Annotated in this window: 10 protein-coding genes and 4 pseudogenes; 4 read left to right on the forward strand and 10 right to left on the reverse strand. The window is 41.8% G+C overall.

Going from position 1 to position 16,076, the window contains the following annotated elements:
* Positions 1–47 precede the first annotated feature (47 nt).
* Complete coding sequence (locus tag KNP81_RS08210) at positions 48–719, reverse strand: DsbA family protein (RefSeq protein WP_214689672.1); 672 nt, start codon at positions 717–719, stop codon at positions 48–50.
* 364 nt (positions 720–1,083) lie between these two features.
* Between KNP81_RS08210 and istA the strand changes: the two are divergent.
* Positions 1,084–2,623 (forward strand): annotated as a pseudogene (gene istA, locus KNP81_RS08215) (IS21 family transposase).
* Positions 2,620–3,378, forward strand: a complete 759-nt coding sequence (gene istB, locus KNP81_RS08220; protein ID WP_214719578.1) for an IS21-like element helper ATPase IstB — start codon at positions 2,620–2,622, stop codon at positions 3,376–3,378. The pseudogene istA and the gene istB overlap by 4 nt, the downstream one beginning before the upstream one ends.
* A gap of 704 nt (positions 3,379–4,082) precedes the next feature.
* Here the strand turns inward: istB and KNP81_RS08225 are convergent.
* Positions 4,083–4,838, reverse strand: a pseudogene (locus tag KNP81_RS08225) (IS3 family transposase); the annotation flags it as partial.
* Between KNP81_RS08225 and KNP81_RS08230 the strand changes: the two are divergent.
* Positions 4,830–5,954 (forward strand): annotated as a pseudogene (locus tag KNP81_RS08230) (heavy metal translocating P-type ATPase); the annotation flags it as partial. The pseudogenes KNP81_RS08225 and KNP81_RS08230 overlap by 9 nt on opposite strands.
* 497 nt (positions 5,955–6,451) lie before the next feature.
* On the opposite strand, the gene KNP81_RS08235 reads toward KNP81_RS08230, so the two are convergent.
* The 8 genes and pseudogenes from KNP81_RS08235 to KNP81_RS08270 all read right to left on the reverse strand — a co-directional run bounded on the left by KNP81_RS08235 (position 6,452) and on the right by KNP81_RS08270 (position 13,845).
* Positions 6,452–7,192 (reverse strand): cation diffusion facilitator family transporter, encoded by a 741-nt coding sequence (locus KNP81_RS08235; RefSeq protein ID WP_353048082.1) that lies wholly within the window; start codon positions 7,190–7,192, stop codon positions 6,452–6,454.
* A 175-nt stretch (positions 7,193–7,367) separates the two neighbouring features.
* A protein-coding gene (locus KNP81_RS08240; protein WP_131472581.1) for an IS3 family transposase occupies positions 7,368–8,487 on the reverse strand; the annotation gives its coding sequence in 2 pieces (ribosomal slippage) (positions 7,368–8,220 and positions 8,219–8,487; 1,122 coding nt in all).
* 388 nt (positions 8,488–8,875) lie between these two features.
* Positions 8,876–9,769 (reverse strand): annotated as a pseudogene (locus KNP81_RS08245) (arsenic resistance protein).
* Positions 9,770–10,090: 321 nt separating this feature from the next.
* Positions 10,091–10,906, reverse strand: a complete 816-nt coding sequence (locus tag KNP81_RS08250; RefSeq protein ID WP_029336175.1) for a ZIP family metal transporter — start codon at positions 10,904–10,906, stop codon at positions 10,091–10,093.
* Between the two features lie 124 nt (positions 10,907–11,030).
* A complete protein-coding gene (locus tag KNP81_RS08255) occupies positions 11,031–11,972 on the reverse strand; it encodes a cation diffusion facilitator family transporter (protein ID WP_029336176.1) in 942 nt (313 codons plus the stop codon).
* A 23-nt stretch (positions 11,973–11,995) separates the two neighbouring features.
* The gene (locus KNP81_RS08260; protein ID WP_029336177.1) at positions 11,996–12,334 is read right to left on the reverse strand and encodes an ArsR/SmtB family transcription factor; all 339 of its coding nucleotides are present in this window, start codon (positions 12,332–12,334) and stop codon (positions 11,996–11,998) included.
* A 420-nt stretch (positions 12,335–12,754) separates the two neighbouring features.
* Positions 12,755–13,174, reverse strand: coding sequence for a disulfide oxidoreductase (locus KNP81_RS08265; protein ID WP_029336179.1), 420 nt, complete (start codon positions 13,172–13,174; stop codon positions 12,755–12,757).
* The gene (locus KNP81_RS08270; RefSeq protein ID WP_029595508.1) at positions 13,171–13,845 is read right to left on the reverse strand and encodes a thioredoxin domain-containing protein; all 675 of its coding nucleotides are present in this window, start codon (positions 13,843–13,845) and stop codon (positions 13,171–13,173) included. The genes KNP81_RS08265 and KNP81_RS08270 overlap by 4 nt, the downstream gene beginning before the upstream one ends.
* Before the next feature lie 384 nt (positions 13,846–14,229).
* On the opposite strand from KNP81_RS08270, the gene KNP81_RS08275 reads away from it, so the two are divergent.
* On the forward strand, positions 14,230–15,771 hold the full coding sequence (locus KNP81_RS08275) for an N-acetylmuramoyl-L-alanine amidase (protein WP_081828362.1): 1,542 nt from the start codon (positions 14,230–14,232) through the stop codon (positions 15,769–15,771).
* Positions 15,772–16,076: the final 305 nt, after the last annotated feature.

The following is a 16,076-nucleotide window of genomic DNA, read 5'->3' on the forward strand; positions in this document are numbered from 1 at the left end:
GACGAGCCAAGCGAGATACAGACCATAACGGGTCAAGAATGAATGCTTCATGGCGTGCCTTGCTCAATCAATCGCTCAATCGTCTCGTAGTCGAACGGGTCTTCGAGCATGACGCCGTTAATCATGATCGATGGCGTGAACTGGACACCGTGCTCTTTGACAAGCCCGTCATCGAGACTCACCTGTTCGAGCACCGTCGAGTTTTCACTCAAATCGTCCTCGAGCTTCGCCACGTCGACCGATGTCGTCTCGCTCGCAATCTCTGTCAACCGCTCGACCGTGACCCATGCCTCGTCGTGCTGCTGACTCGCCGGTTGCGCGTCGTAGAGCGCCTTATGGAAATCCCAGAACGCGTCCGGGTCTTGTTCATACACCGACTCTGAAGCGAGCGATGCCAAAATCGACTCTTGTCCGTGGAACAGGACGTTGATGTAGCTGAAACTGATTTTTCCGGTGTCGATATAGTCTTCCTTCAACTTCGGATAGACCGTTTCGCCCCACTGTTTACAAGACGGGCATTTATAATCCCCGAACTCCACGACCGAGACGGGTGCGTCCGCATCGCCGAGCGTCGGCTGGCCTTCCGTCGACACGTGTTCTGTCGTCGCCGGTGCCGCCGTTTCGGCTTGTTCGGTCGGTTGATTCATCAGGACGACCACGACGGCCACCAAGGCGACCGCGAAGAGCGTCGCGATGACCAATAGTTTATTCTGTTTCATTATGTCTCACCTCTATTTATATCGATTCGTCTTTCATTATAACGAAAGCGCTATCTGTTTCCACGAAATCGACCTTGTTTTTTCTCAACTTTACTTCATGTCATGGAAAAGATGACGATGACGTCGCATCAACTCGTGAACAAGCTCAGACAATCTTCATTCAAAAAAGAGTGTCTTTCCTAGTGAAATTATGTCTCGAGTTCACTATACCTAGACGATTCTTCATCCCTCTGTGAACGCTAGAATAAAATTGACAGTTTTTGCTCGATACGATTTTACACTATTGCCGAAAAATCAGAACAGAACTCCGATAGAGTAGTTGAGGCTATTTTATCTGGAGGGAATGGATTTGGAGGAAAAGTTAGTGTTACATATCAAGATTCATCAAATGTATCAGCAAAACATGAAAGTGGCTCAAATCGCACAGCACTAAAAATATCGAGACCGACGGTATATAAGTACCTGAAGATGACATATGAAGATGCCCTACATGAATTTGACGAGAAAGCCTGTTCACGAAAGAAGAAGCTCGATGCCTACCGAGACTGGATCATTGCATGGTTGGAGTAGTATCTGCATTTGAGCAGCGCACAAGTACATGACTGGTTACTTGAAAGATATCCCGACCTGTCGGTCGGATCGAGCACGGTCAGGACATACGTGAATGAAATCCGAGAAATCTATCAGATCGAAAAGAAAAGGGTCGTCCGCCATTACGAGGCCATCCCAGAACAACCGATGGGCAAGCAAATACAGGTGGACTGGGGTGAGACCAGACAACGGACTAAAGATGGAAAAATGATAAAGCTTTATTTCATCGCGTTCTTACTTACGCACTCTCGGATGAAATATGCCGAATGGAGAGAACGACCGTTCACCACCAAGGACACCATTCACTGCCACGAAAATGCGTTCCAATTTTATGGTGGGCGCCCTTCTGAAATCGTCTACGACCAGGATCACCTCATCGCAATCAACGAGAACGCAGGTGACGTCCTATTGACCAATGAGTTTCAAGCCTACGTGAACGAACGGAAGTTCAAGATTCATTTATGTCGCAGGGCCGACCCGGAGTCGAAGGGTATGATCGAGAACGTCGTGAAGTACATCAAACGGAACTTTGCGGACAGCCGAGTGTACCGGCATATCGAGGATTGGAACCACCGTTCCATGAGATGGTTGGAGAGGACTGGAAATCATAACGTCCATCAGACAACGAAAAAAAGACCAGCTGAAGTGTTCTCCGTCGAAAAACAACACTTACAACCGGTCTTATCGCTACTCTCTTTCGAAAGTATCCGTACCGAAAGTATAGCAAGGAACGTCAGCAAGGACAACACAATCCGTTATCGCTCAAACCGTTACACCGTCCCAATCGGGACCTACTCATCGGTCAAGAAGAAGGTGGTGTTCCTCGAGGTGACCGAACAGGAACGGTTATTGATTCGCGAATCTCCCGAGGGAGAAGTGATCGCAGACCACCGGGTCAGCAAAGAGAGCGGAAAACTGATTCAAAGCCGTGACCACCTTCGGGATCGTTCCAAAGGAATCGAAGAACTGAAGCAACAGGTCCTCACCTATTTCGAGGACAGAGGGGCGGCGTCCGATTATCTGGGTAGCTCTCAAAGCGTTACCCGAGATACCGACGTGACCAGTTCAACATCATTAGGGACGTCGCGACCATGTATCCTAATCACTTAACGATAGCACTGGAAAAGTGTTCGCAAGAGAGTCTGTTCAGCGCCAACGATTTCCGGGACGTGGTCCACTATCTCGCGATCCTCGCGGACGATGGGTGTGATACAAAACCCGATACCGAACGTCCGAAGAAATCCGGGATACAGGTCGCAACGAGGCCGATCCAAGCCTACACCGACATCCTGAAAGGGGTGACGGCAAAATGAGTCAAAGCGTTTCCGAGTTACAACAGGACTTTCGGCAGCTTCGTCTCGCCGAGACGGCTGACGCCCTCCCACAGATTTTGAGAGAGGCCGAAATGGCCTCCTGGACGTATATCGAATTTCTAAGTGCCATCACGAACCATGAACGCGCAAAACGAGACGCTAAAAGTTTGGAAAGACGAATGAAGTGGGCCCGATTCCCGTTCATCAAATCCCTCTCGGAGTTCAATTTAGTGGAACAGACCGCACTAACCGCCCGACAGCTGAAGCAGTTGAAACAACTCAACTGGCTCGAACAACAGTACAACCTGATCCTCTTGGGCCCTCCGGGCGTCGGAAAGACGTTTTTGGCTGTGGGGCTGGGAATCGAGGCGGTCAACCACGGGTTCAAGGTATACTTCGTCACGATGGGCGAACTCGTCCAACTATTAAAAAGTGAAGAGTTCTCAAGCAAGTCGAAGATCCAGTTAAAAAGGTTGCGAGATTCGGACCTGGTCATCATCGATGACTTGATGTACATGGCGATGGACCAACGAGAAGCCAATCTCTTCTTCCATCTTGTCAATCACCTTTATGAGCGCAGCTCGATCATCCTGACCTCGAACAAAAGCCCCGATCAATGGGGCGAATTGATCGGGGACCAGGGCATCACGACTGCGATACTGGACCGCTTACTCCATCGCGTCGAAATCATACATAGTGATGACGACAGTCATCGGATGAGGAACCGGAAATCATTGTTTTCGGCAGAAGTGTAAAAGGCAAACGAGCAAAAAGTGTCAAATTCAACTTGACGTCTACACCCTCGCATATGACCACCCAGAAACATATCTCCACTAAAATCCTTTCTGAACAAACCCTATCCGCTTATAATGACAAAGGTCTACCTATTGTCGTTCTAAGGTTTGGTGCCATCTGTGCAGAAACGAATTCTTATGGGGTGGCGATCACATTAAACGCATGCTGAACTTCGACAATGTGACATGGGTTCACCTTGATGACTCCGTTCCTTAGGTCCATACCGATAATTTATTAGAAATGATTTACATAGTTTTATTACAAGGCATAGACGGAGAAGTCTACCACGCCATAAAACAGAATGTAGACAATCGCAATTCCCGTGTAAGATTAGCCATTGCCGCAAAAAAAGAAAATCATTGCTCCCAATTATCAAGTAAAAAGTGACCTATACATTCGATAAGATTCAAGCAATTGGATATAGACCGCGTAAAACATGCAAGCAGACGGTGGGAAAACTTCAAAAAAATCGGGAGAAGAATAAGGGTATGGTCTCATTTTTGAACACAAAAACACCATTCGCCCGATTAGTCAGGCTATTGACAAACCAAATCGCCCTTTGCGATTTGAACCGCTCCCCGTCAAGTAGACAGGGCAAATAATGAAAACCAATCTAAACGGCTTGAGACCTGTATTCGACAGGGCTCAAGCCGTTTAGTCGTTTCTAGAGTAGACCATGGTTGTAGAACGATATGTAGGTCTCGATGGCCGACGTGAGTTCGCTATAGACCTGGAACTCACGCAAGTAGTACATCTCGACTTTCAAAGTGCCCCAAAAACTCTCGATCGGGGCGTTGTCGAGACAACGACCAACTCAGGACATGTTGCCGATTAGTCCTGCGTCTTTCACCATACGTTTGAACCCTCTCGAGGTATATTGGAGCCCTCGGTCACTATGGATCATCGGACGCGCTCCTGGACGGAGCCCCGCGATGGCTGGCATCATCGTCTGGAAGACGATCCCGTTGTTGTTGGACCTTCCGATACGATAGGCGACGATCGATCCGTCGTACAGGTCGATGATCGCGCTCAGATACGCCTTCTTCCCGGTACCATATTTGAACTCGGTGACGTCGGTGCACCATTTCTCGTCCGGCCGAGACGCACCGAATTCTCGGTTCATCAGGTTCTCGGCCACATGCTGTGGCATCGACTTCTTATGTCTCTTCCGCTTCCCGCGGATGATCGATTGGATCCCATGGATATGCATCAGGCGATAGACTTGCTTTTCATTGAACGTGGACAGACCTTGTTGCCTGCGTAGCCGATTGATTGTCATCGTGACCCGACGGTAGCCGTATGTACGGTTCGCCTGGTCATAGAGTAGACGAATGTCCTCCAGGAGCTTCTCGTTCTCTTCTTGACGCACCGATACGGTGCGGTTCAACCATTTGTAATAGGCCGCACGTGAGATGCCAGCTGGGAAACCTGGGTCTATCAAGGATTGGCGGTTCTAATAGTGGGTTGCCCGTGTGCCTTAGTCATTTCGACGCCGATTTCGATTGTTTCCGCCATCGGTAATGCTGCCAAAAAAGGGGTCTTGATTAAAGGCGGCGTATACCTGGAAGAAATGGGCGCGCTGAAAGCTATTGCATTTGACAAAACCGGTACCCTGACCAAAGGTGTACCTGTCGTCACAGACTTTAAAATCACGAACAAGCAGGTAAACGAGAGAGAACTGCTTTCTATCGTGACGGCATTGGAATATCGTTCTCAGCATCCGTTGGCCTCTGCCATCATGAAAAAAGCGGACGAGGAAAACATACCTTACACCTCTATCAGAGTTGAGGACTTCTCTTCCATCACAGGAAAAGGCATTAAAGGAACGATAGACGGCACCACCTACTTTATCGGAAGCCCGCTTCTCTTTAACGAGCTAGGTGTTGAAAGTATTGATAATAATCTGGACCAAACCGTAACGGCTCTGCAACAGCAAGGTAAGACTTCGATGATTATCGGAACGAAACAAAGCATATTGGCGGTTATCGCCGTAGCCGACGAAGTCCGGGAATCCAGCAAAGAAATCATCCGGAAACTACATGATATGGGTATTAAAAAGACAATTATGCTGACGGGTGACAACAAAGGGACAGGCAAAGCTATCGGCCAGCAAGTTGGCGTCAACGAAATCCAGGCAGAATTGATGCCAGAGGATAAATTAAATGTCATTAAACGCTTGCGAGCTGAGTACGACAATGTCGCGATGGTCGGGGACGGCGTAAATGACGCTCCGGCACTCGCTGCCTCTACTGTTGGAATTGCCATGGGTGGTGCTGGAACGGATACCGCTTTGGAAACAGCAGATGTCGCCCTGATGGGCGACGATTTGAGCAAACTACCGTTTACGATAAAATTGAGCCGAAAATCCCTAAATATTATCAAAGTGAACATCGCGTTCGCTATCAGTATCAAAGCGATTGCATTACTCTTGGTCATCCCAGGCTGGCTCACCCTATGGATAGCTATTATGTCCGATATGGGGGCAACTCTTCTGGTAGCACTGAACAGTTTAAGACTGATGAATGTCAAAGAATAAAAAAACAAAAATATTCATTTTTATATCCTCGAATTTGTACTGGGTATGATAAAAATAAATGATCTCTGTTTTTTAAGACGGCTTTAAGATGACTTCGGTATTGTTCCCGAGTCATCTTTTTAGGTTTCATTGTCAGCTTTTTTATCATCAGACAGTTTTAATCGAGGCCGAACCTTATTCATTGACCGGAATATTCTCCGAAGTATGGAAAGAAAATCCGGTCGATAGGTCTACTAAACTATGACAATTAAATCTAAATATTTGAACGTTCGTTTTGGAATCATTCATTCATTCGAATACATCCTATTTTAAGAGACGAAATTTCGATAGTGTTCAAAAAAAAAACGAATGAGGGGGTTTCTAAATATACCCTCATTCGATATTCAGTTTCCTTGCACGTAGAAAAGTATTTATTGGTATCAGACGGTATGAAGTATAGAATTTTTACTCATATGTCGAACCTCAGTGTGGATTTGGTGCAAGGATGACTTATTTCTTTAGTTGTGTTTTTTTGATTCTAACTCTATTGTAGAATGTTTAATATCTAGTTTTGAAGTCACTTCTTTGACTTTTTGTTTAACAATAGTTGAATCCTTTAGATTCATCTCTTCTACTATTAAGTGTAAATTCATGGCGTTATCTTCGCCATCAATTGACCAGACATATAGGTTTTGAACAGAAATCACTTCTTCAATACCTTCAATCTTTTGCTTCACCTCATCGATGTCAATACCATCAGGGACAGCACCTAAAAGTATTTTCATTGTTTTAACTAAATTACGAAACACATTCACTAATATAAACAACGCAATAGCAATTGATAGGATGGGGTCAAGTATATGTATATCCTTGAAGAGTAAAACTATCCCTACTACAAGAACGGCAATCCAACCTAAAACATCTTCTAAAAGGTGCCAAGATAGTACTCCCTCATTTACTGATTTTCCTTTGTGTAGACGGAATGCCGCAAAACCATTTAAAAGCACACCAAAAATTGCAAACCAAATCATTCCTTGTGCATTAGAATGCTCCGGTTCAAACAGTAGAGGAATTGCTTGAGTAAAAATATATACAGATCCAATTATTAATATTGTCGCATTTATTAATGCTCCTAAAAGGGAAAAACGATTATATCCAAAAGTGAAGTTATGATCGGGTTTTTTGTTCGAAAATTTTTGTAAGAACCAGGACAGGCCCAATGCAAGAGCATCACCTAAATCGTGAATGGTAAAGTGGATCCCATTGTCAAAACACTAATTTTATAATAATAAGGTGAAAACAGTCATTCTTCTTGTCCTTGTCCCATCTTGCAGACCCAGCCTTTCCTATGCCAGGTTCTGTCAAGGGCGTATTTTCCCTTGACAGGTCCTGGGATGGGAAAGATAATTGCTCCGAGATGGCAAGGACAGTAACCTACTGAAAATAGATGGATGCCGGTGTCCTATAACCCAATGACTGGTGGGGACGTTCCCAGTTATAGAATTCCATGTAGTCACGGATGTTCTGTCTCGCTTCTCTTGGTGTCCCGTAGTCCTTCAGATAGACCTCTTCGTACTTGAGGCTCCGCCAGAAACGTTCGATCATGATGTTATCCAGTGCCCGACCCTTGCTGTCCATGCTGATTTGGACGGCAGGCTGTTCCTTCAGGAGGTGGATATATTTGGAACTGGTGAAGTGGCTACCCTGGTCACTGTTGAAGATGTCCGGCTGCCCGATCGTGAAAGCCCGCCGGACGGCATCCAGGACAAAACCTATTTCCAGTGTCTGGTCCAGTTCCCAGCTGATGATATACCGGGAGTGCCAATCGATGATGGCTGCCAAATACATCCAGCTATCCTGCAGGCGGATATACGTGATATCAATGCCCCAAGCCTGGTTGGGACGGGTAATGTTCACCCCTTTCAGTAGGTATGGATAAATGCGATGCTGCAGGTTGCGTTTACTCAGATTGGGGCCTGGATAGAGAGCCTGTATGCCCATCTCGCGCATGTGACGCTGGACCCTCTTGCGGTTGATATTCACCTCTTCATTTTTCAATACTTCGGCAATCCTGCGTGACCCGTAGAACGGATATTTGGTGTAGATCTCATCAATCCTATGCTTGATGGCAACCTCTTCAGGCGAAGGGGCAACCGGCCTGTAATAAAGGCTGGAACGATTGAGCCCAAGCAGATCGGCCTGTTGGGAAACAGGAAGTTTACTGTTTCCCCATTCCATCATCTCTACCCGTTCCTGTCTAATCGTGGTAGATGCCAGATTTTTTTTTGATCCACGACAGCTGCGTGGTTAACTTTCCGACTTCTGCATAGAGATTTTCCAGTTTCTCTTCATAGTCGGCTCTCATCTTCTCTTGGTCCTTGTTCTGTTTCTTGAACACTTGTGGCATCTCTGACAGGAAATGTGTTTTCCACTTATGCAGCTGGTTCACATGGATGCCATGTTCGGAAGCAATCTGGCTCATTGTTTTTTCTTCCTTCAAGATTTCCAACACAACTTGAGTTTTGAATTCGGGTGTATATCTTTTTCGTTTCATATACCTACCTTAACATCTCCTTTTTCGTGTCTGAAATCTTGGGTCCATTATATGGCGTCCGACATGATTGCAACACTATTAATCAAAAATCCCCCGATAAATTCACCAATCGAGAAAACAAGATTAATTATAAATGCTAGTTTGATATTTTTTGATGCCTTATCAGTACTCGCCATTGTTCGATCTCTCCTCACTTGGTAGTCCATCCTTAAAAAGGTTAGTTGTTAGAATAATACTGGTCTCTAGCGTTCTGCAATATAATAAATTTCTTTGCCTATTGATTGTAAACAACGCATACTTGAGAACTTAAGCGCAGTTCTTAATATTTTAATAAACAATCGAAGGACGTAATTTTTGAAAGCGAAATTAAATACATGTATCTAATTTGTTAGAACCATTTAGGCACTAATTTTATATATAAGACTTCTCCGAACAATTCGGTAACGGTCTGTAAAATGATCACTACAGCTACTTGTGTTGATAGGGGCTCTGGTAATATAGATGCTAATGGAAGAACTACAAGTGAATTCCTTGTTCCCATACTAAATGTAATTGCTCTTCTTGAAGCAATATCTAGTTTGAACAACTTACCAAGGGACTTTGACACCCATGGTATGATAAGTAGAAATAAAATATAAACTGGTATTACATCTATTAATGTCCCGAGGTCACTATACACTTCCCTAATTTGAGAGGCAACTACCACAAAAAGTACAAAAGACATAAATGGAACGGGAATCCATGGCGGCATTTTCATGATACGATTACCTAAAGAACTCTTTTTAGAACACAATTGTGTCATTATCGCTAATAGAAGCGGTATAAAAATCAAAAATAGAAATGCATCTAGAAATGGACCCATCCTAACGATACTAATAGCCTTTTCTCCTAATAATACGAATAAATATATGGGTAAGAGTATCGTCTGTAAAATTAAAAGAATCGGTGTTACTTTTAACAATATTGATTCGTTTCCCTTTCCCATCTTTGTAAAAACAATCACATAGTCGATGCACGGTGTTAACAACACCAAATACACCCCCAGCATTAGTGATGAATCTTGAAGAAATATGATAACCAAAACCTAAACTATTAAAGGAACGGCAACAAAATTTCCTAATAAAAGAGCTACCACAAACCTCATGTTTGTAGCAGATCCATTCGATTTCAGAAACGGAATTTGAACGAACATCCCATACATCAAAACTCCTAAAAGGGGAGAAATAAAAATATCGAGATATACAGCTTCTGTATTCAATAGACCAAAGATTACTGCCAACATCAAAAAAATGATGTATATACTGACTTGGTGGGCTTCCACCTTCTCTAGCACTTGAATTCCGAATTTGCTTTCCTTCTCTATCAAAATCACCCCCAAAATTTTCAGGAAATTTCAGAATGAAATAGATAACTCCACGATTTTAATTGCCAGGGCAAGAGGTTTTATATTTTTTCTTCTAGTATTTTTATTTATCCAACAGTAAAAATACCGACTGAAAGTAAATATAATTAAGGCTCATTATTTACACTTCCGAATATAGTTAGTATCTTGAATATATATCAGTCAAAAAATAAAGTGATAACCATTAAAAAAATAATTATTTTAGCCTAAAGCCACATCTAAAATCATCATGATTGTAAAGCCAAACATTAAACAAACAGAAGCCAAGTCCTTGTTTCCATTTTCTTGAGATCCTGGGACTACCTCCTCCACTACAACAAAAATCATTGCTCCTGCAGCAAAGCTTAGCGCAAACGGAAGTAAAGGCTCCATTATGAGTACTGCTACTACTCCTACCAACGCCGCGAACGGTTCAACCATACCAGATAACTGGCCATAGAAAAAACTTTTACGACGAGATAATCCATCTCGTCTCAATGGCATTGACACAGCAGCACCCTCAGGGAAATTTTGTATGCCGATTCCGATTGCCAGCGCGATAGCTCCCGTGATTGATGATGAAGGGAATCCTGCTGCAACTGCTCCAAATGCAACGCCTATGGCAAGTCCCTCTGGAATATTATGCAATGTTATTGCTAACACCAGTAACGTGCTCCGCTTTCTCTTCTTAGGGTTTATACCCTCAGCCTCATCCATCGGTGAAGTGGGATGCAGATGTGGAATCACTTTATCAACACCTGATAAAAAGAATCCTCCAAGTAAGAAACCGATTGCAGCTGGTAACCACGCCGGAAGAGAATCTTGTTCCGCCATCTCAATTGCAGGTGAGAGTAATGACCAAAAACTAGCGGCAATCATTACTCCTCCAGCAAAACCGAGCATCCCATCCATTAGCTTTTGATTCATTGATTTTGTCATAAACACTAACGCGGCACCAAGCGCCGTCATCCCCCAAGTGAATAAAGTACCCAGCAATGCTTGAGTAAGGGGTTCTAACGAAGAAATATATTCAATCATCTATCAAAACTCCGTTGCCAAAAATCGAGTTTCTATACATGCTCAAAATTAAGTAACTATTATCCAAAATCAGCATTGCTGTCTCCTCCTCTTGATTGTCAATCCTACTCAACAGGTGATTTTTTTAATGTTGATGTACTACTTCCCCTACCTTCAGTTTGCAAAGCAATTCATCGCTGTGAGGATGAGAAAGAGTTTCGAATTGAATCGTAGAGTGTTGAACGTTCAGATGTGCTAAATCGTGTTCAATTTCTTGAAGTAGATTCTCACTGTCATAGATTTGTAAATTACCATCAACGACAACATGACATGAGAGTGCATTCATTCCACTTGTGATACTCCAAAGATGAAAGTCGTGTATACTCCGTACCCCCTCCTTGTTGTGAATGACTTGAAGAACCTTTTCGACATCAACGTTTTGTGGTGCACCTTCCATTAATACGTTCAATCCGGATTTCGTCACGAAATAACCACTTCGTAAAACAAGTCCCGCTACAATGATTCCTGCGAGCGGATCTGCCCAGTTCCATCCAAATGCCATGATAAGAAGCGCTGCCAGTATTGCACCGACTGAACCCAACGTATCGCTTACAACATGTAGATAAGCACCTCGCATATTCAAATTATGTTCTACGTCTGCACCTCTTAACATAATCCATCCAACAAGAAGGTTTATAGCAAGGCCAATACTGCTAACAATTAACATTCCTACGGATGCGACCTCAGGTGGTTGAATAAATCGATTGATGGCCTCATAAAAGATATATATGGAAATCAGTATGAGTGTGACCCCGTTTAAAACAGCTGCTAGAATCTCGAAGCGTCTATATCCGAACGTTTTACGATTGTTCGCTATTTGTTCACCTAATTTAAAGGCAAGTAATGCAATAGCGAGCGAAGCCGCATCACTAAGCATGTGACCTGCGTCCGCTAAAAGTGCTAAGCTATTTGTAAGGTACCCTCCAATCGCCTCTACAACCATGTATGCCGAAATAATAAAGAATGAAATGATCAAAATCTTTTTGTTAGAGGTATGAGAATGATCATGTGCATGATTATGTGCCATAAGATTAACTCTCCTTACTATATTTAGTGGTGTTTCGCATGCTCAATCGCCTGTCTTAGTAAGTTCATGACATGGTGATCATCTTCTGAATAAAATAGAGTAGTTCCTTCTCTTCTAAACTTGACAAGTCGAAGATTTTTTAAAAAACGTAGCTGATGAGACACGTTTGATTGACTTAAGTTAAGAAGATCAGCTATTCCGTTGACCGAATGTTCCTTTGTGCATAGCAGGGTTAATATTTTAATTCTTGTCGGGTCACTAAGTGCCTTGAACGTCTGAGATACAATAAATAGAGTCTCATCGTCAATCTGCGCCCCTATTTCTATTTCATTTTCTGTAGTATCTTCAATCGGTTCATCCATAAGTCAGTACCTCCGCTCATGATAACTATACATGTTCATATGTTCATATATAACTTATTAGACTTTTGCTGTGCCGTCAACACTTAATTTAAAAAACATTTATTCTATCAGCTCTACATACTTGAAGATTTGAGATACTTTCTCTGGTTTTGCGATTATTTCTTATTTTTAGCCATACAAAAACTACCTATTAGAGAGCTAGTTAGATCTCATACTCGATAGGTAGTCACGCTTTTTCAAAAAATCAATATAGTACACTAACGTTTTAAGAAAACGTCAATTGAATTATTTACTGGGTATTGTCTAATCTATTTTCCAACTTCAAAAAGCTTTTCATGTTTTTCTAAATCAAAGCTGTTTTTTAGTAAGCATACCAATTTGATACAATTAGTTCTTCATTTTTCAAATCCAAATCAAAAACTACTGTTTGGTACTGATTCGTCCAAGAATGACTGTAATCAGAAAAAAGGCGGTCAACGCTAAAAACGGAATTGTGATAAAACCCATCCAGTCAATGTACTGTGCATTACAGGAAACTCCTTGTTCACATGGTCTGACTTCCGAAAAGCCGGGCACCTTTTGTACAAGATAGTGGTAAAAAGAGATACAGAATCCGATTATTGATAAAGGGAGAACATAAAATTTGATTGAGCTATCTTCTCTGAAAACTGCAATTGCAAGAATCAAAGCTATTGGGTACATAAAGATACGTTGAATCCAACAGAGTTCACAAGGTATAAAACCACGAATTTCGCTAAAATATAGACTTCCAAGTACTGCAGTAATTGAAACAACCCAGGCGAGGTACAGTCCATATCGGTTTATTACTGAAGCGCTCATTGGGTTAGCTCCTTTTCAATTTGTTTTTTTATAGAGGTATAGTCGAATGGATTTTCAAGGATGACCCCATTAACTGCAATCGTCGGGGTCAGTGTAACATTGTATTTTTCTACGAGCGCCGCATCCATTTTAACTGATTCTAATCTAGAAGAACGACTTGATAGGTCTTCTCTAAATTTATTTAAATCTAGAGAAGGGACAGTCTTCGTCGCAATCTCTTCCATTTTCTCCACCGTAACCCATGGATTATCGTGTATTTGCACGTCAGGTTGAGCTTCATAAATAGCTTTGTGAAATTGCCAAAATGATTCTGGGTGATTTTTGTAAACAGATTCTGATGCAAGGGCAGCTAAAGTGGACTCATCTCCGTGAAACAAAACATTAATGTAACTAAAGGAAGCTTTCCCACTTTCAATGTAATCTTTTACAAGTTGAGGATAGATTGTTTCACCCCACTCTTTACACGAAGGGCATTTATAGTCTCCGAATTCTACAATTGATATCGGCGCTTCCTTTTTACCTATTGTAGGTTGATTATTAACTGATATCTTTTCATCTTGAACAATTTTAGTCTTTGATTTTTCGGAACTTTGATCATTTAAAAATAAAAAAGCTAAGACTGCAATTACTAATACGGATGTAAAAATAGTCAATAGTTGATTAGTTTTCAAAACAATTCACCTCTTTTATAAATTCGTTATTTCTTTTATCAGAATTATAGCTAAAAATACTAGAGTATCCTTAGTTTTTCAACATTGAATCCATGGACTTCTAAAAACGAAATCTATGAGTCAAACAAGTTACATTCTAACACATTCATGCAACTAAACTTTTATGCAGATGAAAGGAGGGCCAATTTATTTCTTAAAATACGTCTATTCCCCTTAATAATAGTGCATTTTAAAACAGGGCAAGAAAACTTTTAACTGTAGATAGACGAAAGCCAATAATCGTTGCATAGAATGACTAATATTTAAAGGATAAGTACCATACAGATAGTAAAAAACCATTCATGGGTCTTTACAACCAAAAAAACTACATATGAGGAGTCTATTATGAAGTCTAAACATAAATTTCGAATAAGCTTAGTAATTTCCTTGGCTTTATTAACTTCTTTTTTCTATCCCTTTAAGCTTTTAACTAGTGTTAACGTCCTAAACGTCGTACATGCAGAGGAATCTCTATTCATAACAACTGAAAATTTGAATTTGCGTTCCTCGTTCTCTTCAAAAAGCAAAGTCCTTTTGACGATTCCAAAAGGAAAAACCATTAAGAAGATAGGTGTATATGGAGAAGATAAATCCTGGTTTAAAGTTTCATTTAATTCAAAAATCGGTTATGTCTCAACGAAGTACGTGACGCCAAAACCTATACCTAAAAATTCAGTCAGTTCAATAAACACAATATATAAAACTAAAACTTCACTAAATCTGCGTAAGGGCCCATCTGTCAAATCACCCGTTTTAATGACTATCCCAAAGTCCAGCCCACTAATGTACCATGCTGCCTCAGGCCCTTGGTATAAAGTATCATACAATGGGACTCAAGGCTATGTGGCAAGTCAGTATGTAACCATATCGCCCTCGGCTATGAAGTCACGAAGTAAGCAAACGACCGAGATTCGCTCAAGCATGTCTTTAGTGAACTCAAAGGTCCTTATTACGATTCCAGCATCTACTGAAGTGACTGTACTAGGAAAATCGGGCACAACGGGTTCTTGGTTAAAAGTTATGTATAACGGTATTACAGGATTCACACCTGCTCGACATTATATAGTGCAAGTGGCACCGGGGGATTCTTTATCCACTTATCCAACATATATTACTATCGAAAATCTTAATTTACGTAACCAAGCGAGTCGTTACGGATCTATTTTGACAACAATTCCCTCAGGCACTTCGATTTCTGTCATATCGAAAAGCGCCAGTTGGTACAAGGTGCGATATAACAATCAAGTCGGTTACGTATCATCTGGTTTTGTGCAACCATTTACCGGAAAAACTCCTATAAAATCACCGGTGATTCCAGCTAACAAACACGTGATTTTAATTGACGCTGGACACGGTGGGGGAGATGCTGGTGCAGTGACTTCAAACGGTACAGTTCAAGAAAAAGTACTCACCCTAAACATTGCTAATCGTGTGGCCGACGAACTAAAGAAAAACTATGAGCTTTATGAAGTGAAACTAACGCGCTCAAATGATAGATACTTGTCACTTGTTGAGCGGACCAATCTATCAGAAAGGCTTGATGCTGACGCTTTCATAAGCGTCCACATTAATTCTTCACCTTCTTTCGCTACAGGTCATGAAGCACTCGTCCCTACTTCTAGCGCGTACACCACAAATCCATATGCGAACGCTAGCCGCAGATTAGGTGAAGTAATTAATCAAGAAATCGCCATGAACGTTCCAGATTTTAAAAATCGAGGCGTTAAGCGACAAGATGTCTATGTGGTAGGAAGAAACACGGTACCTTCTACTCTCATCGAATATGGCTTTATTGCTAACTCAGTAGATCGCTCCTATATGTCGGGAAGTAACATGATCAAAGCAACCGCCAAAGGAATTGATAAATTTATGAAGAGTTACTACTAAATAAACACCAAACAAATACTAACAAACGATTTGACCACTGAATTTGAGACAAAATGTCCTAAATTCAGTGGTCATCATTCATTTCCTCATCAAAATGGCATTATAAGTATTTCTCTTGATATACTCGAATGACAATAAACTCAAAAGAACAACTGACATAGAAATGAAAAGAAATAGAAATATAGATGGTGAAGTAATATTGATACAATGATTCCGGTTCGAGTTTTAATCATGATACGAATACTTTTATCCAGCAACGCATTTTTTATAATAGAGATAAGTTACGGAGGCAACAACATTGTTTA

The sequence above is a fragment of the Exiguobacterium sp. s149 genome (genome assembly GCF_018618395.1).
Classification (GTDB): domain Bacteria; phylum Bacillota; class Bacilli; order Exiguobacteriales; family Exiguobacteriaceae; genus Exiguobacterium; species Exiguobacterium chiriqhucha.